A 24,228-nucleotide genomic window follows, 5' to 3' on the forward strand; every position below is an offset into this window, starting at 1 on the left:
CGTCTTAGCTCGATGTTAAACACAAAAAAAACGAACGGCATCAGCCGTTCGCTCTCGATTCACGCTTCAAGTTGGACGTGTTTCTCATATTCGCGTTGATAAGTCTGGATGTCCCCAGCCCCCATGAACAGGAGGACGGCATTGTCATGTGCCTGGAGCACTTGCGTTCCGCCACGCTTTAACACGTTCGCGCCTTCGATGCGCGATTGCAGGTCTTCAATCGTAACTGTACCTTCTTGTTCGCGAGCCGAACCGAAGATGTCACACAAGTAAACGGCATCCGCTTCGGCTAATGCCGCAGCGAAATCATCCATGAATGATTTAAGACGCGTGTACGTGTGCGGTTGGAAGATAGCTACAACTTCACGGCCGACGTATTTTTTACGCGCCGCTTCCACTGTCGCACTGATTTCCCGTGGATGGTGGGCATAATCATCCACTAACACTTGGCTTCCGAGCGTCGATTCGCTGAAACGACGTTTCACGCCGTTGAACGTCTCGAGGCGGTCTTTGACCAACTCTTTCGGTAAGTTCTCGTAGTCACATGTCGCGATGACGGCAAGTGCGTTCAAGACGCTATGGTTCCCGTATCCTGGAATCCGGAACGTCCCATAGAAGTCGTCACGCAAATACACGTCAAACGTCGTCCCGTTATCCGTCGAGTTCACGTTCTCGGCGCGGAAGTCGTTATGAGCGCCAAAACCGTAATAGACGATTGGCACGTTCGCTTGAATGTGTTGAAGATTTTCATCATCCCCGCAAGCGATGATGCCTTTCTTCACTTGCTTGGCCATCTCTTGGAATGCGTCGATGACGTCATCGAGTCCTGAGAAGTAATCAGAATGATCAAAGTCGATGTTCGTCATGATGGCATAGTCCGGACGATAGTATAAGAAGTGACGCTTATACTCACAAGCCTCGAAAACGAAGTTTTTCGAGGCTTCGACACCTTCACCCGTACCATCGCCAATCAAGAATGATGTCGGCTCGATGCCACGCATGACGTGGGCCAACAGACCTGTCGTCGATGTTTTCCCGTGAGATCCAGTGATGGCGACACTAGTGTAGTGGTCAGCCAACTCGCCTAGAAACTCATAGTACTTGTATATCGTCAATCCGAGTTCGCGTGCCCGAACAACTTCAGGGTGATCGTCTGTGAAGGCGTTACCTTGGACGACGATTTGCCCTTCAGTAATGTTTTCAGGGTCAAACGGAAGGATTTCAATTCCTTTACGGTTCAATGCTTCTTCAGTAAAAAATGCTTTGTCAACGTCCGAACCTCGGACCTCATTATTCATGTCATTTAAAATTTGAGCTAAAGGACTCATGCCCGTTCCTTTAATTCCGACGAAGTGATAACGGTTCATCTGTAAATAGCCCCCCTAATTCATTGCGGTCTGTTTCAAAAATGCGACAAACCTTTGTCATTATAGCAAAACTACCGGAGTCATGCTATTACAGATTATTGTTTTTTTTAGCCAATCGGCGACTCTTGTACATCGCCATCCGGTCTTGCGGCGTCATCATGACGTTGAGCGGAGGGCCTTCCGCTTTGTATGACACGCCCATGGCGGGCGTCAATGTTTCTTCATCAGGCACATCGACCGGTTCGTCCGACTGTAATGTTTTCGCAACATCCTCAACAATCGGTGCCACCGTCTCGACCGATGCCTCGGTCGGCAACGATGGTTCGGTCACATCTTGTTTTTCTTCACGAACGGCAATCTTTGACGATTTCAAATCGGTCGACCCCATGAAGACCGAGGCAAATCCGCTCTCTACAATCGAGACTTCCCCGAGGAGCGGTTTTGTATCTGATTCATCCGGCTCATCTTCCAAGACGGTCTGACTCTCGTCAATCGGTTGCGATGTTTCCGCGGAAATAATCGACGCTTCGATTGGTGAATCTGTTTGCTCGGCCACCATTTCCTCAAGCGTCTCCGCTACTGGCGCTTCGTCCGCTATGAGATCAAAGTCAGACTGTGGTGTCGTCGCTTCGTCCGTGTCCGGCGCCGATTCGTCTACTGACTCCATCACCGGTTCGTCTACTGATTCAACAACGGATTCGTCTACTGACTCAACAACAGATTCGTCTACTGACTCCATCACCGATTCATCTACAGAATCAATTACCGGTTCGTTCTCAGGCTCAGGCGTTACGCTTGGTGGCACCGCCTCTGACATTTCCTCGACTGGGACGGCCACTCGCTTCGCTTGACGCATCGCTGAATCGTCTCGCGTCTCCGGAGAATGTTCAGTCGGCAGGATGATTTTCGGTTTCGGTCGGGCGTATCCATAAATCGGAGACGGTACATCCGACGGCACAAATTCATCCTTCGGCTCGGGCTTCGGTGCAGGCGCACCTTTCTTCCCTTCTTGGGATAGTTCGCGTCGAATTCGGTCTGCTTGCTGTTTTAATGAACGTTCATATGCATCCATACTTGATTCCTCGCTTTTTCACTCAATCCTATTTAGCAAAAAATCGGTCGAGTTTAGCGACCGATTTCAAATGCTTTACCTACTTCATATTCGTCATCTAATACGAGAATTCCTTTTTCTTGCGGTGCATCAGGCAAGTTCAATTCACGCGCCGAACAGATCATCCCGTGTGAGCTCTCACCACGTAATTTAGACGGGCGAATGATCAAACCTGATGGCATGACTGCACCCGGTTTCGCGACGACGACTTTTTGGCCGGCCGCGACGTTCGGTGCGCCACAGACGATTTGGACCATACCTTGGTCAGTCTCGACCTGACAAATCGACAATTTATCGGCATCCGGGTGTTTCTCAGCTTCTTTGACATAGCCGACGACGAATTTCGGGGTAAAGTCCACGCCCGACAACTCGGCTTCGATATTTTGTTTGCGCAAGATGACACCGAGCGTCTCAATCAATTCGGCCGTCAATTCGACCGGTCCATGCCAATCGCTGACATCAAAATAGTTGCTCGCGTTGAACACGTTGTAGCCATTAACTTTCCCTGTCGTCGACTTAACGATGGCGACATCGTCTTTCCGTTCAACAACTTGATGATGGCGATCGCCTTCTCTTAACAGGACCATGAGGACATCGCCGATTCCTTCACGGTTATAAAAAGCATTGATTTGCATACGTAAAAACGCCCCTTCTTTCAAACTAGACACAAATAGTTTAGCAGATTATGCGTCGGTTGGTGGGTTCTTTTTTCCGACAATGAAAATTGGCTCGAGTACGCCAGCCTCATAATGGAAAGAAAGAGCCGTCACCGGAATCCGACCGTTCGTGAAAAAGTCGAACATGAGCTGTTGCATCGCATCATAACCCTGATCGTTGCGGATGTCCGCGATAATCATGACGTCTTGGTGCGGCACTCCGACGAGCATATCGCCTTCGATGCGGCGTTCCATAACTCGTAAAAAGTCATCGTTCAAGATACGTGACGCCTCGTAGCCGTCCCGTGCCGCCAGGAAATAGAACGTGTTGCCGGCAACGGTATCTTCTTTTAAATCGGTCGGTAATTTTTTGACGTTATCCCGCGCCAACTCATCAAGGCGTTCGAGCGTCATCCCGCCCAAATGTCGCTCTTCAATCAATCGATAGCCGTTACCCAAATCTAGGGCGTAAAAGACGGCAGTCTCAGCTGTATGCGGCGTCATCGCCAATGTCTCGCCCCGTTTCGTCTCGGTCGAGAACGAAGCAGAACGGATGACAGGATAAAGATTGGCCTCATTACCCGCTAATGTGATGTCATCATCCGCGGTGAGCGCTGTCTTGATGTAGTCTACGACCTCATCGACAGCGATTTCCCCTCGAACTTTTGTTTTCGCTACGAGCGGGGCGAGACGGATGTTGACGCCGAAACGATCGGTCGCCCGTTCGATGCGCAACACCTCATTCTCGCGGTCGTACGAGGTCCGGTATCCGTCAGTGAACTTACTTTCGAGATGACGACGTAATTCATTCCGCTCCATTTAAATCACCCTAACCCATGAAGGAAGGCTTCGACTTGCTCCGGCGTCTTCCGTTCGCGTCCGACATAGCGGTCGACTTCTTGCCCGCCGTTGAAAGCGACGAAGCTTGGAATTCCGAAAATGTCGAGTTCTTGCGCAAGCTCCATCCATTCATCACGATCGACGTAATAAAATGACCAGTCTGAGAACTTCGCTTCAATGTCCGGCATGAATGGGTCGAGGAAACGGCAATCGCCGCACCATGTTGCTGAAAACATGAGGACGCTCTTCCCTTGTTTCGCTGCTGTATATTCGTTCATCGTTGTCAGTTGTTTCATCTTCACCACTCCTGTTCTTTTTTCCTCATTCATGATAGCATAAGTCCGTTGTCACATTCCGCTCTCGTGTTTTATGATAGTCGGGAGTGAAGACTACGTGAAAAAGGTGAAGTCATGACAAAATGGACACGCGAACAGTTGAATCCAGAAATGAAGCATCCACTTGAACAACTCGTCGGCGTCATCGGCATGTTGGCGATTCTACGCTACGGTTATTTGTTCATCGATACGGACAAATCACGAGGCGAGATTTTCATTTGGCTCGTCGTCGGATTCGCCGTGATTTACATACTTGAACGCGTCGGCAAGCGTCTTGTGCGCAGGCTGCCCATCATTCGAAAACGTTTTTTACTCCCCGTTTATGCCGTCCTGCTCGTACTATTCCTCGCGAGCTTCCGCGTCCCGCGGGAAACGGTCGAAATCGTCCGGAATTTTTTCGGGTGGTGAACGAAAGAGAGCGTCCCGCTTATTTGCCGGGACGCTCTCTTTCGTATGTTCAATATTCGATTTTCATGTCGTTCGGTCGAATCCGGTTCATCCGGACCAACACTTGATAGACGGCGTAGCTGAGCACCGCTGGCCCGACGATTAAAAAGCCGAAGACGACGATGAACGTATACCAACTGAAGCCCATCGTTTCGAGCATGACGATCGGTCCGACGAGTCCACTTGTTCCCATGCCAGCGCCTGCCGCGACGCTCTCGAGTTCAAACAACAGAATCGCAATCGGCGCGAGCACGGCGCCGGCCACGGTCGGCGGCAACAAAATCCATGGGTTTTTGACAATATTGCCGACTTGGAGCATAGATGTACCGATGCCTTGGGCGATGGCGCCTCCGATGCCATTGTCCCGATAGCTCGTGATGGCAAACCCGACCATTTGGGCAGCACACCCGACCGTCGCCGCGCCGGCGGCAATCCCGCTCAAACCGAGCATGAGGGCGATGGCCGCGCTCGAAATCGGAGCCGTGAGGGCGAGCCCCATCAACGTCGCGACGACGACGCCCATGAACAGTGGTTGTTGTTCCGTTCCCCATTCGATCCATGTGCCGAGCTGTGTCATGAACAACCCGACGTATTTGCCAATATAGGTCGAACTCAAATAACCGATGCCGATTGTCGTGAACGGCGTGACCAAAATATCGAGTTTCGTCGACTTCGAGACGAGCTTGGCGACTTCGACGGCGAGCAACGTCGCCACATAACTGCCGGCTGGTCCGAACTCATAGCCGAATGCCCCGACGACGAGTGCCGAGAACAAGATGAGTGGTGGTGCCTGGAGCGCATAGGCGATGGCGATTCCGATGGCAGGCCCGGTCAAGCCGATGGCCACGTCACCAATCTCGATGAGCGTCGAACCAAATCCAGACAGGCTCGTCTCGAGCAACTGTCCTCCGGCCGTCTTCATAATCAAGCCGATAATGAGCGTACTGAATAATCCGAGTGCCATATAACTGAGAGCCGTCACGAAATAGAGCGACGGACTGAGCGTAATCCCTTTTTTCTTAAGCATGGAAATTCCTCTTTTCTGTCTTGTCAGTCGTAAAGTTTCTGTCTTCACACTTTTATCAGTATAAGCGTTTCTCGTGAAATTTCAATATGAAAAAAACGCCACTCCACGAGTGACGTTCTTCGTTCAATTAGCGTGAAGCCCGGAGCGTCTCCATCGTCGATCGATCGAGTCGTTTGACGAGTGCCTTCAGGAGCGCTTTCGCCGCGTCGTAGTCGTCCGTATGCAAAATCGAGGCATGCGTGTGGATATAACGCGCCGCGACACCGATGACGGCCGTCGGCACCCCTTCCCCGCTCATGTGGATGCGACCCGCATCCGTGCCACCTGGCGAGACGAAATACTGGGTCTTAATGTTTTCATCAGATGCCGTATCGAGCAGGAAGTCACGCATCTCAGGAGACATGACCATGACTCGATCGAGGATACGAATGAGTGCCCCTTCCCCGAGCTGTCCGAACTCTGTCTTATTGCCTGATGCATCGTTGGCTGGTGATGCGTCGAGGACAAGCGCGACATCCGGACGAATCATTTCGGCTGCTGTTTGGGCACCACGGAGACCGACTTCTTCTTGTACGGTCGCCCCGGCGAACAAGATGTTCGGGTGATCGGCTTTTGTCGTCTCTTCGAGCAACTCGACGGCGAGCCCGACGCCGTAGCGATTGTCCCATGCCTTGGCCATAATTTTTTTCGGATGTTTGAGCGGCGTGAACTCGCTCGTCGGCACAGCCGGTAGACCCGGACGTACGCCCCACGATTCGGCCTCTTCTTTCGTGTCGGCCCCGATATCGATAAACATTTGCTTCATGTCCATCGGCTTGTTCATCGCCTCCGGTCCAAGCAAGTGCGGCGGCGTCGATGCGACGACCCCTGGAATCAATCCATCGGCCGTCACGATGTCAAATCGTTGTGCCATGAGCACTTGGCTCCACCATCCGCCGAGCGGTTGTATGTACAGCATCCCGTTTTCTGTGATTCGGGTGACCATGAATGCGACTTCGTCCATATGACCAGCGACCATGATGCGTGGTCCCGCCTCATCGCCGACTCGTTTCCCAAAGATCGAGCCGATGCCATCCGTCATGACTTCATCGACGTGCGGTGTGATTCGGTCACGAACAAACCGGCGGACCTCTGATTCAAACCCGGGCGCGCCCGGAAGCTCTGTCAACGTCTTGAATAAGTCTCTCGTTTTTTGTTCCATTTCCATCCATCCCTTCAACCGTTCTTGTTTCATTATATACAGAACTTTTCGACAGATGCGAATGGTTTTCGTTCCAATGGGGTACAGGTTTTGGTACGATGTACATGATAGCCATAGTTCAAGGGGAGGTAGTCATATGAAGAAAAGATATTGGTTAGTTGGAATCGGGGTTGCCATCGCAGCCGCACTTATGACGAAAAAAGTGTTAGATGAACGAAGCTTATCGGCCGAGGATGCGCTTGAGTACACGAAGCGTGCATTTTCAGCCAAAGGTCACGTCCAAGGGGCATGGATCTCGGCATCACCTGAGATTTATACGTATGACGGACGCGAGTACGACGTCTTCAAAGGCGGCATCTCGGTTCTCGAGAACGACGAAGAGAAGACGTACCAATTCACAGTCGATTCAGAGACTGGCGCTCTACTTGAATATGCATGAGATGAGGTCGGCGAATATTTTCGCCGACTTTTTTTGTTTAATTCACCCAAAAGAGTGGAAAATTGAATATGGTACTTTTCAAACTCAAAAAGGAGTGATCCCACGTGAAGAAACTGATCGGTGAAGCAAACGAGCTCGTGTCACAAATGGTCGAAGGTATGGTCCACGCCCACCCTGAACTGTACGGTCGTGTGGAAGGATTCAATGTCATCTGTCGTGCCGACGGGGCCAAGTCCGGGAAAGTCGGACTCGTCTCAGGTGGAGGGAGCGGCCACGAACCAGCGCACGCCGGTTATGTAGGCGATGGGATGCTCGATGCCGCCGTATGCGGTGAAGTGTTCACGTCCCCGACACCGGACATGGTACTCGAAGGCATCAAAGCGGCCGATGGCGGCAATGGCGTATTGCTCGTCGTCAAAAACTACGCAGGTGACGTCATGAACTTCGAACTCGCCGCAGAGCTCGCGGACGCCGAAGGGATTAAAGTCGACCACGTCGTCGTCGCCGACGATGTCGCTATCACGAACAAAGAAGACCGTCGCGGTGTCGCCGGTACCGTGTTCGTCCACAAGATTGCCGGTGCAGCCGCAGCGAGCGGGAAGTCACTCGATGAAGTGAAAGCGCTTGCAGAGAAAGTCGCGGCCAATGTCCGCTCAATGGGGATGGCCGTCGAACCTTGCTATATGCCGGTGAGCGGTAAACCTGGATTCGATTTGAACGAAGAAGAAATGGAAATCGGAATCGGTATTCACGGAGAACGCGGCGTCGAACGGAAACCGACGACGAACGTCGATGCGATTGTCGATGACTTGCTTGATCATTTGAAAAAAGAAGTCAGCCCCGGCGAAGTCGCCGTCATGGTCAACGGTATGGGCGGAACGCCTCTATCTGAACTGTACGTGACGTATCACTTCGTCGCGAAAAAATTGGAAGATGCCGGCTATTCATTGAAACGAAAATACGTCGGCAACTATATGACATCACTCGAGATGCACGGCTTCTCGATCACACTCTTGCCGCTCGACGAAGAGTTGACGAGCTATCTCGATGCACCATCGGCGGCACTCGGTTTCAAACTCTAATCTACGAATGAGGTGTTCATGCAATGTTGACGATTGAAGGATTCAAGCAAGCATTACGGCACGCCCAATCAGAGATTGAGGCGAACAAGGATACATTGACCAATCTCGACCGCGCCATCGGCGACGGAGATCACGGCATCAATATGTCGCGTGGCTTTGAAGCGGTCGTCGCTGTCCTCGATGACGACTACCCGACTCTCGGCGACTTGAGTAAGAAAGTCGGGATGACGCTCATGTCGAAAGTCGGTGGTGCAGCCGGTCCACTTTACGGTTCCGCTTTCGTCAAGGCAGCGCCTAAGTTTGGTGACGCGACCGAAGCCGATTTCAATCTCGTCAAAGAAGCGCTTGTCGAAGCAGCGACAGCGATCAAGGCGCGCGGGAAATCGGAAGTTGGCCAAAAGACGATGGTCGATGTGTGGGACCCGTTCTTGAGTGACTTGAACGAGTCCGACGACTTTGACGCAAAACTTGATCAACTCGTCGGTGCGACCGAAGATATGGTCGCCACGAAAGGACGGGCGTCTTATTTCGGTGAGAACTCTCGCGGTACCGTCGACCCGGGGGCACTCTCGAGTTCAATCGTCTTAAAAGCGATTATGAAGGAGGTTGAGTGATATCGTAGAGCTCATCATCGTATCCCATAGCGCTAAAATCGCTGAAGGGATTCAAGACTTGATGAAAGAGATGGCCCCGTCCGTTCCGATTCATTTAGCGAGCGGGCTTGAAGACGGCAGCATCGGGACTGATGTGACCCGAATCCTTGAAGCCATTGAAGCCGTCGACAAAGAGGCACTCATCTTATCGGATATCGGTTCGGCCACGATGAACGCCGAACTGGCCGTCGATATGTATGAAGGCGAGAAGACCGTCCAGTTTTATGACGGCCCGATCGTCGAGAGCGCCTTCGTCGCTTCCGTCTCAGCCGGTAACGGCATGGACGTTGCTCAAATCGTCGAACAGTTAAAGATGGCATAAAAAAAGAGCCTCGCGGCTCTTTTTTTAACGTGGGTTATCGTTTTTCTCGTAAATCGGGTTCATGTATTCAGTCGTCGAGTAGAAACGTGGCACGACAACGAACAAGATGACAGCCGGGATTGCGATCAAGAGTAACAAGATCAAGACAGGCAACCAATAGACGATTTGTTGTCCGAGCATGTCGATATTTGCGTCTGCAAATTCAGTCGCGCCTTCGACTTCTGCAAGGTCAGCTGTTGCGAGGATTTTGTTGTCCGTCGCATCATAGTAATGGAACTCCGTCTTACGTGTGATGAAGATGCCGTCACGGACCGTATCAATTTCAACGACCGCCGCGATGACTTCGTTGCCATTCGAATGACGGAGCGTCTCTTCTTTTACGATTTCAGCCGTTCCTTCTTTGTAATCATAGTGCGTGGCCTTCAAATCCTCTTCAAGGGCGTCCAAGAACGCCTCATTTGCCGAGGTATTAAGTGGTGCGATTGTTAGAATGAAGATTAGTGCAAGCAGGCTTGCCCATGCTTTTTTCAACATCCCCATGTTCCCCCTTCTCTAATTCCAGTTTAGCGTCATTCCTATTGTACCAAGAAGAAAGAAAAAAGTGTGAAGAAAATGCTATTAAAATAAGAAAAAAGCGTGTCAAATTTTCGGGCGGAACGCGGCCTCCATCCGATAAATCGGTTGTCCCATGGCGCTGAAGCGCTCTTCGTACTCGGTACGGACGTTATCTGCCGGTTCGTTCGCGTGAAGATCAAGTGAAATATCTGTGAAGTACATGCCGTATTGACTCATGCTTTCGAGTGAATATTCGAACAGTCCGCGGTTATCCGTCTTGAAGTGAATCTCGCCTCCGCGTGGCAACACAGCCTCGTACGTGGCGAGGAATGTCTTATACGTCAAACGACGTTTCGCATGTCGGGTCTTCGGCCATGGATCTGAGAAGTTCAAATAGACGCGGTCGACTTCGCCGGCTTCGAAATAGTCGACGAGTTGCTTGGCATCCACAGTCAAGACGCGGACGTTCGGCATCGGCGTTTCGACGAGCTTTTGCACGATCGACACGGCGACGCTCTCGAACAACTCGATAGCGATGAAGTTGACGTCCGGGAACTGCTGGGCCATCCCTAAAATGAATTGCCCTTTCCCCGACCCGACTTCGATGAAGAGCGGATTGTCGTTCTTAAATTCTGATGTCCAGTTCCCTTTTAACGTTTCGGGATGAGTGATAAAGACGTGTTCTTGAGCTTCCATGTATTCTTTAGCCCAAGGCTTGTGACGTAAACGCATGTTTTTCCAACCTTTCGTTCAAGAAATGTTCAAGTTTCAGCTGACTAGCCGCTTCGCGCGAGCAGTCCCCTTGCGATTATACACGAAATCATTGTTTAATGAACATGAATCATCCTTCACAAGGAGGTTATATCGATGAGCACGTTAGATCAATTTCTTATTTTTTACGCGGCTCCGTTGACGTTCTTCGGCGCCGTCATCGCGACGTTCGTATGGGCGTATTTCATGAAACCTGATGATGTCTGATGCATATGGAAAGGGATGGCTCACACTCGTGATCCATCCCTTTTTTCATTGTGTCCGTTCCTCTGCTTCATCGAGCAATTCCCGGAGCACGGTCAATCCTTCTGCTCGGGCGATGCCGTTCTGTTCCCCATATAAGGTCAGAACCGTCTGGGCAATCGCATACCAGTGCATTCGATAGTGTAATTCGGAGGTGAAACGGATGCCGTAATGGCTGAACCACGTCTCCCAGTCCACCTCGTCGACGTAGCTGTAGACGACCATGGCCAAATCAAAGGCACGGTCGGCGATGATGGCGTCATCCCAGTCGGTCAAATATAACAGACCGGTCTCATCCTCAATCCAATTGTTATGGTTCAAGTCTGAATGGCAGACGACGAGTTCACGTTCGTCATCAATCGGCTGATGGACCGACAACCAACGGATTGCCTCATCAATCGTCACGTCCGCCTCGTCTTGCTCGTAAGCGGCACATTGCCGGAGCAACAGTGAGGACGTGACCGGTGTATGATTCAACTGCTGCAACATGAATAATAGCTCTTTCGAATGATGAATCTTCCCAAGCTGTGCCGCCACATCAGCCCGTTTCATATCGGCTGGCGAGAGCTCACGACCTTCGATGAACTGTTGGGCACTGAGGACGTCACCGTTAAACATCCGTTTCGTCCACAGCAATTTGGGGACGATGCCTTCGGCGGAAAGAATGGCTAAAAACGGGGACGAGTTTCGTTTGACAAAGATTTTTTGTTGGCGCGTCGTCGCTACGTACGCTTCGCCTGTAATCCCGCCTGCGGAAGCCACCGTCCACTCTTCACCGAGCGCACCGATTATATCTGAATACATATTCATCACGCTCAAATCTCATTAAGAATTACAAAGATACAATCACCATATTAACACGCGATAATCGTCATTGACAACGACTCGACTTGAATCTGGCTCGGATTTCGTTCAATCGGGACGAGGCTCGCCTTTTCCCCTTGTACGTAGACGTTCCAGTCCCCCTCCGCTTGGAACGTCACATCGTGGAACGTTCCGTTCAGATAGACGCGGACGCGCTGCCAGGCATCATAAGAATGGCTCGCCGTCAGCTCGTATGCAATCACGCCCGGGGGCGACGGGAGGAACTTGAACTGTTCGATGACTTTTTGCCGGGTATCGTAGCGGAAACACGTGTGACGGCGCCGTAACTTGAGTAGGGTCTTCACAAACTCGACCTCACTTTGCCGCTCGTCACGTAAGTCCCAATCGAAGTGATTGATTCGGTCCGGTGCATTATAGCTGTTCTCAACCCCTTGTTTTGTCCGACCAAACTCTTGGCCGGCGTGAAGGAACGGGACGCCTTGCGACGTGATGACGATGGCTGTGGCGAACCGTTGCATCCGCAACCGCATCGTCTCGTCCATATCTTCACACGACAAGAGCAATTTATCGTACGTCGTATAATTGTCATGTGCTTCGACATAGTTGATCGTATACTGCGGGCTCGGGAAACGCCCGACGGTGACGTTCGGGATTTGGACCGCTCCGGTGATACATTCGCGAAGCTCCCACTCCCGCCACTCATTCCCGGAGACGAACCCGCGCTCCCGGTCATTGAACGTCGACCCTTTCAAGGCGTCCCGCATCATGTCATTGAAATGACCGATTCGGGGCATGAAGGCCGCGTTATGCGACGAGGCTTTCAATGATGGGCTGAGCGGTGTCGCCAAATCCCATCCTTCCCCGTAAATCAAAATCGAGCGATCGATTTTATCGAGTGCGGCCCGTATTTGATTCATCGTCTCGACGTCATGAATGCCCATCAAGTCGAACCGGAAACCGTCGACGTGATACGTCTCGGCAAAGTACGTCACACAATCGACAATCATCCGTCGCATCATATACCGTTCTGAGGCCGTGTCGTTTCCGACGCCGGTCCCGTTCGCGACCGTCCCGTCATGTTCATAACGGAAATAATAGTACGGGACGAGTGCTTCGAGCGACGATTGCTCACGGATGAAGATATGGTTCATGACGACATCGACGACGACGCGCATGTCATGGCGATGCAAGGCATCGACCATTTCGGCATACTCTAGAATGCGTGATAGCGGCTCGTCAGGTTTCGAGGCGTAACTGCCTTCCAACCCGAACCAATGGATCGGATCATAACCCCAGTTGTAAGGCATCCGGGTCGCTTCGTCGACGCTTCCAAAATCATGGACCGGCAATAACTGCAGGTGCGTGACCCCGAGTTCTTTCAAATAATCGAAACCGGCACTGTTCCCCGCCCGGGTTTCAAGCCCGGTCTCGACGATGCTGGCGTACAGCCCTTGCCGTCGACTCGTCGACGCAGGGTGGCTCGTGAAGTCACGGATATGCAGTTCATAGATGACGGCATCTGTCGCTTTGCGGAGAGGCGGGCGTTCTGCCGGCTCCACGTGCTCAGCGACGGCTGTCTCAACATCGATCAATACGCCAAATTCGCCATTTAGGCTGACGGCTTTGGCGTAAGGATCGACGACCTCGTTCGTTTCGACAGGTGTCTTGACGTACAGTCGATAAAAATAGCCTTCGTACAGTCTAGGAACATCGGCATGCCAGACGCCTCGACCGCTCCGAGACATGCGAAACCGTTCAATCTCACGATGCGTTTCGGGATCATGGATGACGAACCAAATCGAAAACGCGACGGGCGACCAGACATATGCCTCAATCGATTGCCCGGAAAATGAAAGGCCGAGCGGTCCGTCATAGGCATAGCGACGTTCAAACTCGTCTGTATGCACAATTTCGCGGGGCACGACGACAATCGTCTTATGTCCAGGGTGAAACACGGTATAGACCGCTTCGAGCGTAACCGGGCGCGTCAATTGGATATCTCGTTCAATCGTGCCCGCCTCTGTCGTCCATTCGTTGAGCACCACATAATCGACCGGTCGACCGTTTTGTTCGATTTGTACCGGTACGGATTCATATTCGGCAATGACCTCGAGTCGAATCGTCTCGAATGAGAGCAAGGAAGCCCGTTCAATCGTCACATGAGACGTCGTTTGCTGATTTGGTGTGTGATGCATACGCGTTCCATCCTCTCCTACCTACTGGTCCAAAAATTGTCGAAACGGCATCTGGGCTGTCGCATCTAGTAGTTTCGCCACATCTCGAATTTGTTGGGCTTTGACGATCGGCGCCCTCGTGTTCACTTGTTTCATCCACGGTTCATAATCCGCGCGTGAGATGAACTGAGTCGACCGAATTTCAGGCACATGATCGAAATAGCCTTGTGGGGCCACCGTCACTTTTTGGATGACCCCGTCATAGGACGGAAGAAACTGTCGAACGATTTCTTCGGTGCGCGTCAACGCGATGAGCGGGTTGACTACACGTTTATTTTCCCCTTTGAGCGGTTGATGAATCCACGTCTTCTGCTTCGATATGTGATAGATGCTGCGGTCGCCGTCGAGCCATTCGACCAGGTAAATATGCGATGGTCCGATGATGAGATGGCTCAGTTCGACCGTCGCCCCGTTCCATTCGACGACCGGACGATACATGAAGAAGTGTTGGTCGTTCCATTCGGATACCATCTTGCGATATCCGTATTCTCGCAAAAACGGCAACAACGGGACGTCCGCCTCGGTCGCCCCTTCACAGGCGTACTGCAGTTTTTGGATATGACGGCGGTTCGTGAGCAACGTCTGGAACTGCGACTCCGAGAGCGGTGTCGGTTCGAGCTCGATGCGTTCCGTACGGCGCCAAAATTTCCACCACGGGTTCTCAAACTCCATGATTTCGGGAGGATTCAACCGATTGGAATCGTGAAGACGACGCATGCGAGCGACATCGGACTCGACATACTCTTGAAAGCGATTGAACTGGTCGAGCATGTTTCGTTCATATTTAGATGTTACGTCAAAAATTTTAATCGGGATCGCCATGTGTCCTCCTCTGACCGCTGTAACGGAAATACTTCGACTGCCTCATAGGCAGGGGTATGGTTTGGATTGATTCGATAAAGTACGACCGTTTCAATCGGCTCCTCGATGGTAAACGTCGGGGCGATGTACGGGATTCGTGTGCCTATGTCCCACTTCTTCGCGAGTGTGACGTGGGGGACGAACGGTTTACGGTCGAGTGCTGGAATCTCTTCGGATAACTTTCGTCGAAGCGTCCCGGTAAGCGCCGTCAAGTCCACGGACGGTTCCGGGACGATCGTCAAGACACGCGGACGATCCGGTCTACCGAAGTGGTCGATTTGCTGGAACGTCAGCGCGAACGGGGCCGTCGACGTTGTCACTTCACGTGTGAGTTCTTTCACTGCCTCGACTTCATCATCGTCCAATGAACCGAGAAACTGAAGTGTCAAATGAAATTCCTCCGGACGATACGTCCGACGATACGAATAAAACGGCAAGATGTCCCGCTGTACATGTTCGAACTTTTCGTCCTCGATGGGTAGCGCCAAAAAATAATGTGTCGACATGACCATCATCCTTTCACTCGAAAACGTCTCAGTCCAAAGAAGAGGACCGCTCCTACGATGCTGACCACCGTGTACATCCAAAATACACCGATGATGCTGTTATATTCAATGATAAATCCACTGAGGAAGTTGAATCCGGCCGTCGCTAGTCCTGACGTGATGGCCATATAGACGCCAATCGCCGTCGAGACGACGTTGCGGCTGACAAGGCTGCGGACAAATTGAAGTGCGACCGGAATCAATAATCCGACGACCAGTCCTTGAACGATGGCAAGAATCCAAACGACCCAAATCGGGGGCTCAAGTGCTAACCAGCCGTTGCGAAGCGCCGAAATCAAGGCGGCTCCCGCCAGCACGTTGACCGTACCTAGACGTGAGACGATTTGGTAAGCCACTTTCATGAATGGAATTTCGCATAATACCGCGACAAGGAACAGTGTCCCGACGAGCGTCGTTGAGCCTCCGATGCTCGTCACATAAATTCCGAAGTAATAGTTATTCGCGTAAATCGGGCCGAAGACGAGCATGCCCCCAATCAAAAAGGCGATGAACGGCCCATTCCAGACGGCCGACCATTGGAACGGGGCCGTCGTGTGCACTTGCTTCGGTTCCTGTTCAGATACGCTCCGCACGAACAGCGTACCGATTGCCAGCATGACCGCGCTGAGTAAAAACGTACTCGCGAGTCCCCATGTCGTGTCCGAGATGCGACCCATGACGAACACCGCAATCGCAAATCCGGCCGATCCAAACAGACGGATGGCCCCGTAGTCGATTTTGGCGCGTGACGTATACTCGAGTGTCATCATATCGACGAGCGGGATGTGTGCACATTGGAAGATGGACCAGGCGATCATCAACATAATAATCCATACGTAAGACGTCGCGAACAAAAACGTGAGCGATAAGGCAGCCGCCCCGAGCATTGCGATAATCAGCCAAGCCCGAACCCGCCCCGTTCGGTCGGCGAGCATGCCCCATAGCGGTTGGACACCGATTGAGAGGATCGGCATGATGGCGACGATTGTTCCGACCTGACCCGGAGACAAATCAAAACGTGACTGCGAGAAGAAAAGTGCCATGTAAGGAATGAGGGCTCCTTGGGCAAAGAAAATGGCGACGTAAATCGATTGAAACGATATTTTTTGTTGGTTCACAGTAAACTTCCTTCCTAACAGACAGAGAGCCGACCGAATCAGTCAGCTCTCACGGGTTATTATTTAGCGAGCTCATAAATCGCTTCCGCATAGATGGCGGCGGCGCGAAGTAAATCTTCAATTTCCATGTATTCATCGACTTGGTGGGCGACGTCTTTCGCTCCAGGGAACAGCGCCCCAAAAGCGACACCAGCCTCGAGCGAGCGCGCATACGTCCCTCCGCCGATGGCCATCAAGTGCGCTGACTCGCCGGTCTGACGCTCATAGACGCCTGCCAACGTTTTCACGAGCGGATGGTCTTCGGCCACATGGTGCGGCGGCATATGATGACGCGTCGACAGTTCGAACCCGAACGACAAGGCGATCTCTTTCAAGTTTTGCAACCGTTCCTCGAATTTCGCGGTGTATGGATAACGGATATTCACCGTCGCCGTCCGTTCGTCCCCTTGATAGCGGAACACGCCACCGTTAATCGTCAAATCACCCGTCTCATCACTCGCTTCGATACCGAGTGAAATCCCGCGTGAATCGGCGAACACGTGACGAATGAACTCGATGTAGCGCTCTCCTTGAATGTCGAGCGGGAGCGTCAACAAGAAGCCGGCGAGGACGTAGGCCGCGTTGACTCCGTTATCTGGTTCCATGGCGTGGGCGGCCACACCTTTCATCGTGAACGTATACGTCCCTTGGTCCCATGTGCACGTGCCGTCCGCTTCATATTTTTCGAGATACGCTTCAAACTTTTCTTCGAGAACGTCTTCTGTCTCGAGTACCGCTGTCGCAAAGTCCGGGACCATGTTCGGCCGTTCTCCGCTCACGAACGAGACCAAGTGATGTTTCGAGCCTGGCACCCGTTGAATTGGGAGCTGCTTCAAGACGCCATCGTATAGCCCCTTTTCAGCATTGATAATTGGAAAGTCAGCGTCCGGTGCGAAGCCATATGTCGGCATCGCCTCTTGTTTGAAGTATTCGCGGACACAACGCCATTCGCTCTCCTCGTCGCAACCTGCAATCAGGCGGACGCGTTTCGATAGCGGCAATCCAAGTTCCTTCACGATGCGCAGTCCGTAATAAGCAGCCATCGTCGGTCCTTTATCGTCATTGCTGCCACGGGCGAATATTTTCCCGTCGGCGATGGTAGGATTGAACGCCCCATACGTCCATCCCTCCCCAGCCGGCACCACGTCTAAGTGACAGAGGATGCCAACGATTTCTTCCCCTGACCCGTATTCTAAATGCCCCGCGTATCCGGCGACGTCTTTCGTAGCGAACCCGTCTCGCTCTCCGAGTGCAAACATGTAATCGAGAGCTCGGCGGACTTCAGGTCCAAACGGTTCGTTCGGGCCGGTCTTCGTCTCATCAAGCACGCTTGGGATTTGCAATAACCCTGTTAAATCTTCTAAAAATGCGTCTTTTCGTGCGTCGACTTCTTGTCTCCAATTCATATGGATCTCCCCTTTGCGAATGTTCTCTCCCTTATTAGTATATCCAAATGTTAGAAAGACGAACATTCATTTCGAAAATATTTTTTCGTTCGTCTTTTAGCCTTTTGTCTACGTCTTTACATATCCTTCATTCGATATTTACGTTCATAATCGTTTCTTTACATTTCGATTGTTCGTTCTTTTCTCTTGCAATTCTATGCAGGAGCGGTATACTAAAGGTGTAATTTTAGAAAATAACAATTTCATATTTCATTTGTCGTCCGTAGGTTTTGTCTTTCATCATTCTACGCATTGGGAGGTTATCCAATGAAAGGTTCAACAGATCGTATGCTAACCCGCATCAAGTCCATTTATTTGTTCATTAACGAAAGGGAATGCGTCACCACTTCTGAACTAGTAGAGGAGTTCGGGATCACATCACGCACCGTACAGCGTGATTTGAACGTGCTTGAATACAACAATCTGGTTGAAAGTCCGAGTCGCGGAACGTGGACATCATCAAAACGTTCGCTCAAGACGGCAAATTAAATAACAAGTTACGAGGGATTCCGGCAACGGGTCCCTTTTTTTTGCGCCCAAAAAGGCACGTGTCGGCTGACACGTGCCTTCATTTCATGTGAAGAACAAGTCGACTTCCTCTTCGCTCAACTCCCGATACGCCCCGGGTTCGAGCGTCGGGTCGAGCTCGAGTGCGCCGATTTGGACCCGTTCGAGCTGCTCGACGTGTTTCCCGACCGCGGCAATCATCCGTTTTACTTGATGATACTTCCCTTCCGAGAGCGTCAGACGGACCGTCGAACGACGTCCGGATTTGCTGATGAGCTCAAGTCGGGCCGGTTTCGTCGTATAGCCGTCCTCAAGCTCGACACCCTCGGCGAAGTGACGGACATCGTCTGTCGTCATCTCCCCGTCAACTTCGGCGACATACACTTTGTCGACATGCTTACGCGGTGACATGAGCGCATGATTGAACGCCCCATCGTTTGTGAGAAGCAACAGACCGGTCGTGTCCTTGTCGAGACGTCCGACCGGGAACAACTCGTAATGGGCGTAGGACGGGTCAATCAAATCGACGACCGTCGATTCGACCTTGTCCTCGGTCGCACTGATGACACCTGCCGGCTTGTTCATCATCAAGTAGACGAACGGTTTGTACTCGACGACCTCGCCTTGCACGGTCACCCGTTCCGTTTCAAGGTTGACTTGACGTTTCGCGTCTTTGACAGGTTGGTCATCGACACGGACGACCCCTTGTTTCAGTAAAATCTTGACGTCTTTGCGCGAACCGTATCCCATGTTCGCCAATAATTTATCAATTCGCATTAAGCTTTCCTCCGATACTGGAATCGTTTCCCTAATAGTTTTCCGGCCAAGTGGCTTCTCCAACCGAGATAGCCGTATACGACGAGACCGATTCCGAAACCGACGATCGTGGCAACGATATCATTGCCCCAACTCGGTTCATTCCGGAGCGTGACGAACAGCGAGCCATACACGGCGATAAACATCGCGCCACCCATGGCAAACATGAGCATCGTCCGACGCAACAGTTGCTTATACGGAAACTGGAGCGCCCGTTGGATTTTCCAAACCATGAGGATAATCGCGACGATATAACCGGCGATTGTCGCATAACCAGCGCCGATCCCGCCGATTGCATACACGAACGGTACGTTGAGCACAGCTTTCGTGATGAGACCCATCGCCGTTGCGAAGATCGTGAAATATTGACGGTTGATCCCTTGCAGGATGGCCGCCGCCACCGAGTAATAAGCGAGGAAGAACGCACTCGGTGCGTAGTGGAGCAGGTAGACCCACCCTTCGCGGTCACCTGGGAACAACGTCCCGAACAACGGTTCCGCGAGCGCGACCAATCCGATGACGGCCGGGATGGTGACAAAGAACGATACTTGGAAAATATGGTTCACTTGATTGCGAACTTTGTTCATATCGCCGTGAGTGAACGATTTTGTCACGAGCGGGATGGTCGCCATCGACACACTCGCCGCAATCGATACCGGAATCAACACGATTTTATGGGCGTTCCCCGTCAAGAATCCGAACGCGGACGTCGCTTCGGCGACCGACTTCCCAGAGTTGAGCAACGTATTGACCATCGTCAACTGGTCGACGAACTGATAGAGCGGCGTCGACAGACCGACCATGACGATTGGAATCGAATAGCTGAGCAACTCGAGCAATAGTGATTTCATCGAACGGACCGGTGTGCCGGCCGGATTATCGGTTTGACGATGGATGTCTTTCCGTTTGCGCCAGTACATGGCGAGCACGACGATACTACCAATCGCACCGATAAAGGCGCTGAACGTCGCAATCGTGACGGCGAGCACTTTCAAACCGTTCAACTCGGTCGTCGCCACGGCAGCGGTGCCACCGAGCGAGTCGGCGAGCGGACGAATGAGTGCCGAGTCCGAGAAGACGAACAAGACGAGCATCGTCCCACTGAGCAGGAACATGATGCGGACGATCTGTTCGATGACCTGGGAGATGGCCGTCGGGGCCATGTCCTGATGTCCTTGGAAATAGCCGCGCACCATACTCATCGCTGGGATGAGCAGGAGGGCGAAACTGACGCTACGCGTGACGAGCGTCAACGAGTCGATATATTGCTGATTGTTCTCCGAGTTGCGGACCATGAGTTCCGATAACCACGGTGCTGAGAAGAACAGTAATAAAAAAGCGACGACTCCGGTCACGAGCATCAGCTTCATCCCTTGGCGGAACAAGCGCTGACTCGTGCCATATTCGCCGAGCGCATTATACTTGGCGATGAATTTCGATACGGCCACGGGAATCCCCGCCGTCGAAATGGCGATCATGAGCGCATAATAGGTGTACGCCGCCTGATAGAGCGTGACACCGGCAATCCCGACCATCGCTTGGAACGGGAACGTATAGAGCAGTCCGAGTGCACGTGAAATCAAATTTCCGGCTGACAGCAGCAGCGTGCCTTTGACGAAGGACTCTCGTCCTGAATCTTGTTTGACGCTTGATGACATGAGATACCTCCATCTATTGTTTCACAACTAATGTACCTAATTTTACAAAACGACCGTTTCTCATTATACTCTTACTGTTGCAGATAATAAAGTTACGAATTTGATTTGAAAGAGAAACGAGGGATACCATGATGAAAGATGTAATCGTCATCGGAGGAGGCCCAAGCGGTCTGATGGCGACCTATGCCGCCGCCAAAGCCGGAGCGAACACGCTCCTAATTGATAAAGGTTCGAAGCTCGGACGCAAGCTCGCCATTTCTGGCGGAGGACGCTGTAACGTGACGAACCGCAAGCCCGTCGACGAGTTGATTCAATTCATCCCGGGGAACGGACGCTTCTTATATAGCGCCCTCGCCCAGTTCGACAACCAGTCGATTATCGACTTGTTCACCGGGTTCGGCATCCCGTTAAAAGAGGAAGATAACGGCCGGATGTTCCCGGTGACGGATAAAGCGCAAGACGTCGTCAACACGCTCCTCGGGGCCATCGACCAACTCGGTGTCGAGATTCGCAAAAATGCGAAAGTGAAGACGCTCCATTTTAATGAAGCAAATGAGTTCGAAGCGGTCGAACTCGAGGACGGCGAGCGGATTGAGGCCGGCGCTTGCGTCATCGCCGTCGGTGGACAATCTGTCCCTCACACCGGCTCGACCGGGGACGGCTATCCATGGGCCGAGAAAGCCGGCCATACGATCACCGAGCTGTTCCCGACTGAAGTACCGATTTTGTTGAACAATGCGTTCATCGGCACGAAACAGCTGCAAGGGCTGTCGCTCCGTGACGTCGCCCTCACCGTTCACGGCAAGAAAGGCAAGCCGATTAAGACACACCGTGGCGACATGATTTTCACGCATTTCGGGATTTCGGGTCCGATTGCCCTCCGGTGCAGTCAATATACGATTAAAGAACGCAAACGTAGCAAAGAGCGCGTCGTCGCCCTCTCGCTCGACTTGTTCCCGGATATGGCACGTGACGAGCTGTGTCAAGAGCTTTGGAACCAAGTGCAAGACCAACCGAAGCGGGCCGTCAAGAACGTCTGGAAAGGATTTATCCCGGAGCGTATGCTCGACTTGTTGTTGGCCGACCTCGCGTTCGGCGAAGAGGACGCGAGCCAACTGAAGAAACAATCGGTCATCGATTTCGCGACCCGATTGAAGACGTTCGAGTTGCACGCCACCGGAACGCTCGATTTCGATAAAGCGTTCGTCACGGGCGGCGGCGTTTCCGTCAAAGAAATCGCCCCACAGACGATGATGTCGAAGAAAGCAGACGGCTTGTTCTTCGCCGGCGAAGTGCTCGATATTCACGGCTATACGGGTGGTTATAACATCACGGCCGCCTTCACGACCGGACACTGTGCCGGTTCACACGCGGCACAGTTCGCGGAACAGACGACCGTATAAACAAAGAGAGTCGATCGCACGTGCGATCGGCTCTCTTTTTAGTGTCACTGTTTTGCTTCAAGTTGACGTCTTACTTCCGCCTCGAGCTCTGGCTCGGGTGGCAACCAGCCTTCCGGCTTCATGACTTTATTGTCTGACGCACGGAGGATCGGCTTGCCGTCTGGTCCGAGCTTCGCCATATTGGCACGCTGCACGATTTCAAACAACGGAACCGGGTCGAGCCCGAGTTCGACGAAACTGCCCATCACGAAATAGAGGGCGTCCGTGAGCGCATCACCTTGTCCGACGAGGCGAGCGACGTCGTCCGTCGGCGGTGCGTCTTGGAGCGATTTTTGAACCGCCTGTTCGAATCCTTGTTGGAACGTGGCGACGGCAGCAAGGAACTCGTCTTCATTCCGTGCCGATTGATGTAAAAATTCGACGACAGCTTCTTCTGCCGTCCAGACCGAACGTTTGACAGCACGGTCTAAGCCGAGCGGTTGCGGTGCACTCGCCTCCGGGTGTCCGAACGTCTCGTGGAACTGGCGAACCTCTTCATAAAAGTAACGTTTGCTCATCTCATTCTCTCCTATCAGTCGACCGAGACGAAATCGTCAAGGTCGAACACATCTGGTCGCACGATGGCGAATATCTCATTGTCTTGCAGGAACATGCCGGTCGAGCCGTAGACGCGAGGTGTCACCATCTGCCCGTTCATCGTCCCTTCGTCCGGGTTGACCGTATAGAGGACGAGTTCTTCCGAATCGAGGACGTAAATGCGCCCTTGGCGTTCGACGAGGCCGACACCGCGGAAGTTCTCGAACTTCTGTTGAATCGAGGCGCTCATCCCTTCGGTCGTGAGCGGTTTTCTCGACTCGACAGCCCATTCCGTCTTCGGTTCCGCTACTGCTTCAGAGTCCGCTTCATCTGTCGTCGATGTCGAATCGTCGTCTGAATCGGTTTCCGACGATGTATCCGTTTCCGCCTCACTGTCGTCGACTGTCTCTTCCTCGAGCGTCCGCTCTTGGACGTACAACAGTTCTACATCCGGCGTGTCCTCCAAACGGCTCATGATAATCAATCGTTTCGTCTCTTCATCGTAACCGAGGCCGAACAACCGATCTGTCGAGGCGATTCCTTTAATCAATTTGCGTCGTTGTTCCGTCCAACGGCCTTCTACCCGCTCGATTGTCACGAGAACCCCGTTCGCCGTGACGGCATATATCTTTTCTTCGGAAATCATGCGCATGCCGATGAACTCGCCGAACCGATAGGGTTGCCCTTCGTTCTCCAATATGAGCGACGCATTCACGCGATTGGCGTTCCCGCTCACTTCGAAGAACTCTTTATTTTTCGTCAAGACGAGATACGATCCGATCGTGTCACTGTAGTACACTTCATCAATCTCTTGAATCTGTTCGAGGGCATCGGTCGTATCGATGTCCTCCTCGTCCGGCGAAGCTTCGACGGGAGGTACTGAAGTCGATTGATGGCTCGTTTGAATATCGATTTTCTCAAACGTCGAGGCGATTTGGCTTTGGATGTCCTCGTCCGAAAAGACGAACACATAGCATAAAATCACACCGACGACGACGGCAAATAGCGTCGTATATAGTACGTATGAACGTTTCATGGACGTTTCGTCCCCTTTATATGCAGTATCGCCCTTTAGTGTAACAAACCCGACCCGAAAAGAAAACGACATGACGAAAAAGAAAGGAACGTGTGACAATGTCACACATTCCTTTG

The 24,228-nt window shown here is 52.1% G+C and carries 27 protein-coding genes; 8 read left to right on the forward strand and 19 right to left on the reverse strand.

Annotation, left to right across the window (positions count from 1 at the left end; translation table 11 throughout):
* Nucleotides 1-59: 59 nt before the first annotated feature.
* The 5 genes from murC to KNP84_RS01285 all read right to left on the reverse strand — a co-directional run bounded on the left by murC (nt 60) and on the right by KNP84_RS01285 (nt 4,270).
* Nucleotides 60-1,367: a UDP-N-acetylmuramate--L-alanine ligase gene (gene murC / locus KNP84_RS01265; RefSeq protein ID WP_215114058.1), complete on the reverse strand. Its 1,308-nt coding sequence runs from the start codon at nt 1,365-1,367 to the stop codon at nt 60-62.
* Between the two features lie 88 nt (nt 1,368-1,455).
* Entirely contained in the window at nt 1,456-2,439 is a 984-nt protein-coding gene (locus tag KNP84_RS01270; RefSeq protein WP_215114059.1) for a hypothetical protein, read from the reverse strand.
* 53 nt (nt 2,440-2,492) lie between these two features.
* On the reverse strand, nt 2,493-3,113 hold the full coding sequence (ytpR, locus tag KNP84_RS01275) for a YtpR family tRNA-binding protein (protein WP_058764015.1): 621 nt from the start codon (nt 3,111-3,113) through the stop codon (nt 2,493-2,495).
* Between the two features lie 48 nt (nt 3,114-3,161).
* Nucleotides 3,162-3,953 carry a DUF1444 family protein gene (locus KNP84_RS01280; RefSeq protein ID WP_029595160.1) on the reverse strand — a complete coding sequence of 264 codons (792 nt, stop codon included), beginning with the start codon at nt 3,951-3,953 and terminating at the stop codon, nt 3,162-3,164.
* Between the two features lie 5 nt (nt 3,954-3,958).
* Nucleotides 3,959-4,270 (reverse strand): thioredoxin family protein, encoded by a 312-nt coding sequence (locus KNP84_RS01285; protein ID WP_021065580.1) that lies wholly within the window; start codon nt 4,268-4,270, stop codon nt 3,959-3,961.
* Between the two features lie 114 nt (nt 4,271-4,384).
* On the opposite strand from KNP84_RS01285, the gene KNP84_RS01290 reads away from it, so the two are divergent.
* Nucleotides 4,385-4,717 carry a hypothetical protein gene (locus KNP84_RS01290; protein ID WP_021065579.1) on the forward strand — a complete coding sequence of 111 codons (333 nt, stop codon included), beginning with the start codon at nt 4,385-4,387 and terminating at the stop codon, nt 4,715-4,717.
* A gap of 49 nt (nt 4,718-4,766) precedes the next feature.
* On the opposite strand, the gene KNP84_RS01295 is transcribed toward KNP84_RS01290, so the two are convergent.
* Together KNP84_RS01295 and KNP84_RS01300 are read right to left on the reverse strand one after the other, a co-directional pair.
* Nucleotides 4,767-5,783 (reverse strand): PTS sugar transporter subunit IIC, encoded by a 1,017-nt coding sequence (locus KNP84_RS01295; RefSeq protein ID WP_215114060.1) that lies wholly within the window; start codon nt 5,781-5,783, stop codon nt 4,767-4,769.
* 127 nt (nt 5,784-5,910) lie between these two features.
* Complete coding sequence (locus tag KNP84_RS01300) at nt 5,911-6,984, reverse strand: M42 family metallopeptidase (RefSeq protein ID WP_029595159.1); 1,074 nt, start codon at nt 6,982-6,984, stop codon at nt 5,911-5,913.
* A gap of 136 nt (nt 6,985-7,120) precedes the next feature.
* Here KNP84_RS01300 and KNP84_RS01305 point away from each other — a divergent pair, with 136 nt between their 5' ends.
* The 4 genes from KNP84_RS01305 (at nt 7,121) to dhaM (ending at nt 9,480) form a co-directional block, all read left to right on the forward strand.
* The gene (locus tag KNP84_RS01305; RefSeq protein WP_021065576.1) at nt 7,121-7,423 is read left to right on the forward strand and encodes a PepSY domain-containing protein; all 303 of its coding nucleotides are present in this window, start codon (nt 7,121-7,123) and stop codon (nt 7,421-7,423) included.
* A 104-nt stretch (nt 7,424-7,527) separates the two neighbouring features.
* The gene (gene dhaK, locus KNP84_RS01310; RefSeq protein ID WP_021065575.1) at nt 7,528-8,505 is read left to right on the forward strand and encodes a dihydroxyacetone kinase subunit DhaK; all 978 of its coding nucleotides are present in this window, start codon (nt 7,528-7,530) and stop codon (nt 8,503-8,505) included.
* A gap of 23 nt (nt 8,506-8,528) precedes the next feature.
* On the forward strand, nt 8,529-9,119 hold the full coding sequence (gene dhaL / locus KNP84_RS01315) for a dihydroxyacetone kinase subunit DhaL (protein ID WP_215114061.1): 591 nt from the start codon (nt 8,529-8,531) through the stop codon (nt 9,117-9,119).
* On the forward strand, nt 9,112-9,480 hold the full coding sequence (gene dhaM / locus KNP84_RS01320) for a dihydroxyacetone kinase phosphoryl donor subunit DhaM (RefSeq protein ID WP_021065573.1): 369 nt from the start codon (nt 9,112-9,114) through the stop codon (nt 9,478-9,480). The genes dhaL and dhaM overlap by 8 nt, the downstream gene beginning before the upstream one ends.
* Nucleotides 9,481-9,504: 24 nt before the next feature.
* On the opposite strand, the gene KNP84_RS01325 is transcribed toward dhaM, so the two are convergent.
* Both KNP84_RS01325 and trmB read right to left on the reverse strand, forming a co-directional pair.
* Nucleotides 9,505-10,014 carry a hypothetical protein gene (locus tag KNP84_RS01325; RefSeq protein ID WP_021065572.1) on the reverse strand — a complete coding sequence of 170 codons (510 nt, stop codon included), beginning with the start codon at nt 10,012-10,014 and terminating at the stop codon, nt 9,505-9,507.
* Between the two features lie 105 nt (nt 10,015-10,119).
* Nucleotides 10,120-10,767 (reverse strand): tRNA (guanosine(46)-N7)-methyltransferase TrmB, encoded by a 648-nt coding sequence (trmB, locus tag KNP84_RS01330; RefSeq protein WP_029595154.1) that lies wholly within the window; start codon nt 10,765-10,767, stop codon nt 10,120-10,122.
* Nucleotides 10,768-10,902: 135 nt separating this feature from the next.
* Between trmB and cydS the strand changes: the two genes are divergently transcribed.
* Nucleotides 10,903-11,013: a cytochrome bd oxidase small subunit CydS family protein gene (gene cydS / locus KNP84_RS15390; RefSeq protein WP_021065570.1), complete on the forward strand. Its 111-nt coding sequence runs from the start codon at nt 10,903-10,905 to the stop codon at nt 11,011-11,013.
* Nucleotides 11,014-11,058: 45 nt separating this feature from the next.
* On the opposite strand, the gene KNP84_RS01335 is transcribed toward cydS, so the two are convergent.
* Genes KNP84_RS01335 through pepV form a run of 6 tightly spaced genes read right to left on the reverse strand, consistent with a single transcriptional unit; the run spans nt 11,059 to nt 18,077 of the window.
* Nucleotides 11,059-11,853 (reverse strand): phosphotransferase family protein, encoded by a 795-nt coding sequence (locus KNP84_RS01335; protein ID WP_029595153.1) that lies wholly within the window; start codon nt 11,851-11,853, stop codon nt 11,059-11,061.
* Nucleotides 11,854-11,903: 50 nt separating this feature from the next.
* Nucleotides 11,904-14,069 (reverse strand): type I pullulanase, encoded by a 2,166-nt coding sequence (gene pulA / locus KNP84_RS01340; RefSeq protein WP_215114062.1) that lies wholly within the window; start codon nt 14,067-14,069, stop codon nt 11,904-11,906.
* A gap of 21 nt (nt 14,070-14,090) precedes the next feature.
* Entirely contained in the window at nt 14,091-14,930 is an 840-nt protein-coding gene (locus KNP84_RS01345; protein ID WP_058764022.1) for an NERD domain-containing protein, read from the reverse strand.
* Nucleotides 14,900-15,475, reverse strand: coding sequence for an RNA 2',3'-cyclic phosphodiesterase (gene thpR, locus KNP84_RS01350; protein ID WP_214714556.1), 576 nt, complete (start codon nt 15,473-15,475; stop codon nt 14,900-14,902). Before thpR ends, KNP84_RS01345 begins: the two co-directional genes overlap by 31 nt.
* Nucleotides 15,476-15,480: 5 nt before the next feature.
* Entirely contained in the window at nt 15,481-16,632 is a 1,152-nt protein-coding gene (locus tag KNP84_RS01355) for an MFS transporter (RefSeq protein WP_215114063.1), read from the reverse strand.
* A gap of 59 nt (nt 16,633-16,691) precedes the next feature.
* Nucleotides 16,692-18,077, reverse strand: coding sequence for a dipeptidase PepV (gene pepV, locus KNP84_RS01360; RefSeq protein WP_021065564.1), 1,386 nt, complete (start codon nt 18,075-18,077; stop codon nt 16,692-16,694).
* 306 nt (nt 18,078-18,383) lie between these two features.
* Between pepV and KNP84_RS01365 the strand changes: the two genes are divergently transcribed.
* A complete protein-coding gene (locus KNP84_RS01365) occupies nt 18,384-18,605 on the forward strand; it encodes a DeoR family transcriptional regulator (protein ID WP_081637897.1) in 222 nt (73 codons plus the stop codon).
* A gap of 84 nt (nt 18,606-18,689) precedes the next feature.
* On the opposite strand, the gene KNP84_RS01370 is transcribed toward KNP84_RS01365, so the two are convergent.
* The gene (locus tag KNP84_RS01370) at nt 18,690-19,400 is read right to left on the reverse strand and encodes a pseudouridine synthase (protein ID WP_131471312.1); all 711 of its coding nucleotides are present in this window, start codon (nt 19,398-19,400) and stop codon (nt 18,690-18,692) included.
* Nucleotides 19,400-21,097: a putative polysaccharide biosynthesis protein gene (locus tag KNP84_RS01375; RefSeq protein WP_058764030.1), complete on the reverse strand. Its 1,698-nt coding sequence runs from the start codon at nt 21,095-21,097 to the stop codon at nt 19,400-19,402. Before KNP84_RS01375 ends, KNP84_RS01370 begins: the two co-directional genes overlap by 1 nt.
* 128 nt (nt 21,098-21,225) lie before the next feature.
* Here KNP84_RS01375 and KNP84_RS01380 point away from each other — a divergent pair, with 128 nt between their 5' ends.
* Nucleotides 21,226-22,500, forward strand: a complete 1,275-nt coding sequence (locus KNP84_RS01380; protein ID WP_483299370.1) for a BaiN/RdsA family NAD(P)/FAD-dependent oxidoreductase — start codon at nt 21,226-21,228, stop codon at nt 22,498-22,500.
* 44 nt (nt 22,501-22,544) lie between these two features.
* Here KNP84_RS01380 and KNP84_RS01385 read toward each other — a convergent pair whose 3' ends face one another.
* Nucleotides 22,545-23,057: a pyrophosphohydrolase domain-containing protein gene (locus KNP84_RS01385; protein ID WP_021065560.1), complete on the reverse strand. Its 513-nt coding sequence runs from the start codon at nt 23,055-23,057 to the stop codon at nt 22,545-22,547.
* 14 nt (nt 23,058-23,071) lie between these two features.
* A complete protein-coding gene (locus KNP84_RS01390) occupies nt 23,072-24,112 on the reverse strand; it encodes a hypothetical protein (RefSeq protein ID WP_215114064.1) in 1,041 nt (346 codons plus the stop codon).
* Nucleotides 24,113-24,228 lie beyond the last annotated feature (116 nt).

Source organism: Exiguobacterium sp. s70 (genome assembly GCF_018618315.1).
In the GTDB taxonomy this organism is placed as follows: Bacteria; Bacillota; Bacilli; order Exiguobacteriales; family Exiguobacteriaceae; genus Exiguobacterium; species Exiguobacterium chiriqhucha.

Excerpts from the sequence above, each read along its gene's own strand:
- murC (WP_215114058.1), bottom strand. The coding sequence starts at position 1,367 with ATGAACCGTTATCACTTCGTCGGAATTAAAGGAACGGGCATGAGTCCT.
- KNP84_RS01270 (WP_215114059.1), bottom strand. The coding sequence starts at position 2,439 with ATGGATGCATATGAACGTTCATTAAAACAGCAAGCAGACCGAATTCGA.
- ytpR (WP_058764015.1), bottom strand. The coding sequence starts at position 3,113 with ATGCAAATCAATGCTTTTTATAACCGTGAAGGAATCGGCGATGTCCTC.
- KNP84_RS01280 (WP_029595160.1), bottom strand. The coding sequence starts at position 3,953 with ATGGAGCGGAATGAATTACGTCGTCATCTCGAAAGTAAGTTCACTGAC.
- KNP84_RS01285 (WP_021065580.1), bottom strand. The coding sequence starts at position 4,270 with ATGAAACAACTGACAACGATGAACGAATATACAGCAGCGAAACAAGGG.
- KNP84_RS01290 (WP_021065579.1), top strand. The coding sequence starts at position 4,385 with ATGACAAAATGGACACGCGAACAGTTGAATCCAGAAATGAAGCATCCA.
- KNP84_RS01295 (WP_215114060.1), bottom strand. The coding sequence starts at position 5,783 with ATGCTTAAGAAAAAAGGGATTACGCTCAGTCCGTCGCTCTATTTCGTG.
- KNP84_RS01300 (WP_029595159.1), bottom strand. The coding sequence starts at position 6,984 with ATGGAACAAAAAACGAGAGACTTATTCAAGACGTTGACAGAGCTTCCG.
- KNP84_RS01305 (WP_021065576.1), top strand. The coding sequence starts at position 7,121 with ATGAAGAAAAGATATTGGTTAGTTGGAATCGGGGTTGCCATCGCAGCC.
- dhaL (WP_215114061.1), top strand. The coding sequence starts at position 8,529 with ATGTTGACGATTGAAGGATTCAAGCAAGCATTACGGCACGCCCAATCA.
- KNP84_RS01325 (WP_021065572.1), bottom strand. The coding sequence starts at position 10,014 with ATGTTGAAAAAAGCATGGGCAAGCCTGCTTGCACTAATCTTCATTCTA.
- trmB (WP_029595154.1), bottom strand. The coding sequence starts at position 10,767 with ATGCGTTTACGTCACAAGCCTTGGGCTAAAGAATACATGGAAGCTCAA.
- cydS (WP_021065570.1), top strand. The coding sequence starts at position 10,903 with ATGAGCACGTTAGATCAATTTCTTATTTTTTACGCGGCTCCGTTGACG.
- KNP84_RS01335 (WP_029595153.1), bottom strand. The coding sequence starts at position 11,853 with ATGTATTCAGATATAATCGGTGCGCTCGGTGAAGAGTGGACGGTGGCT.
- pulA (WP_215114062.1), bottom strand. The coding sequence starts at position 14,069 with ATGCATCACACACCAAATCAGCAAACGACGTCTCATGTGACGATTGAA.
- KNP84_RS01345 (WP_058764022.1), bottom strand. The coding sequence starts at position 14,930 with ATGGCGATCCCGATTAAAATTTTTGACGTAACATCTAAATATGAACGA.
- thpR (WP_214714556.1), bottom strand. The coding sequence starts at position 15,475 with ATGTCGACACATTATTTTTTGGCGCTACCCATCGAGGACGAAAAGTTC.
- pepV (WP_021065564.1), bottom strand. The coding sequence starts at position 18,077 with ATGAATTGGAGACAAGAAGTCGACGCACGAAAAGACGCATTTTTAGAA.
- KNP84_RS01365 (WP_081637897.1), top strand. The coding sequence starts at position 18,384 with ATGAAAGGTTCAACAGATCGTATGCTAACCCGCATCAAGTCCATTTAT.
- KNP84_RS01370 (WP_131471312.1), bottom strand. The coding sequence starts at position 19,400 with ATGCGAATTGATAAATTATTGGCGAACATGGGATACGGTTCGCGCAAA.
- KNP84_RS01375 (WP_058764030.1), bottom strand. The coding sequence starts at position 21,097 with ATGTCATCAAGCGTCAAACAAGATTCAGGACGAGAGTCCTTCGTCAAA.
- KNP84_RS01380 (WP_483299370.1), top strand. The coding sequence starts at position 21,226 with ATGATGAAAGATGTAATCGTCATCGGAGGAGGCCCAAGCGGTCTGATG.
- KNP84_RS01385 (WP_021065560.1), bottom strand. The coding sequence starts at position 23,057 with ATGAGCAAACGTTACTTTTATGAAGAGGTTCGCCAGTTCCACGAGACG.
- KNP84_RS01390 (WP_215114064.1), bottom strand. The coding sequence starts at position 24,112 with ATGAAACGTTCATACGTACTATATACGACGCTATTTGCCGTCGTCGTC.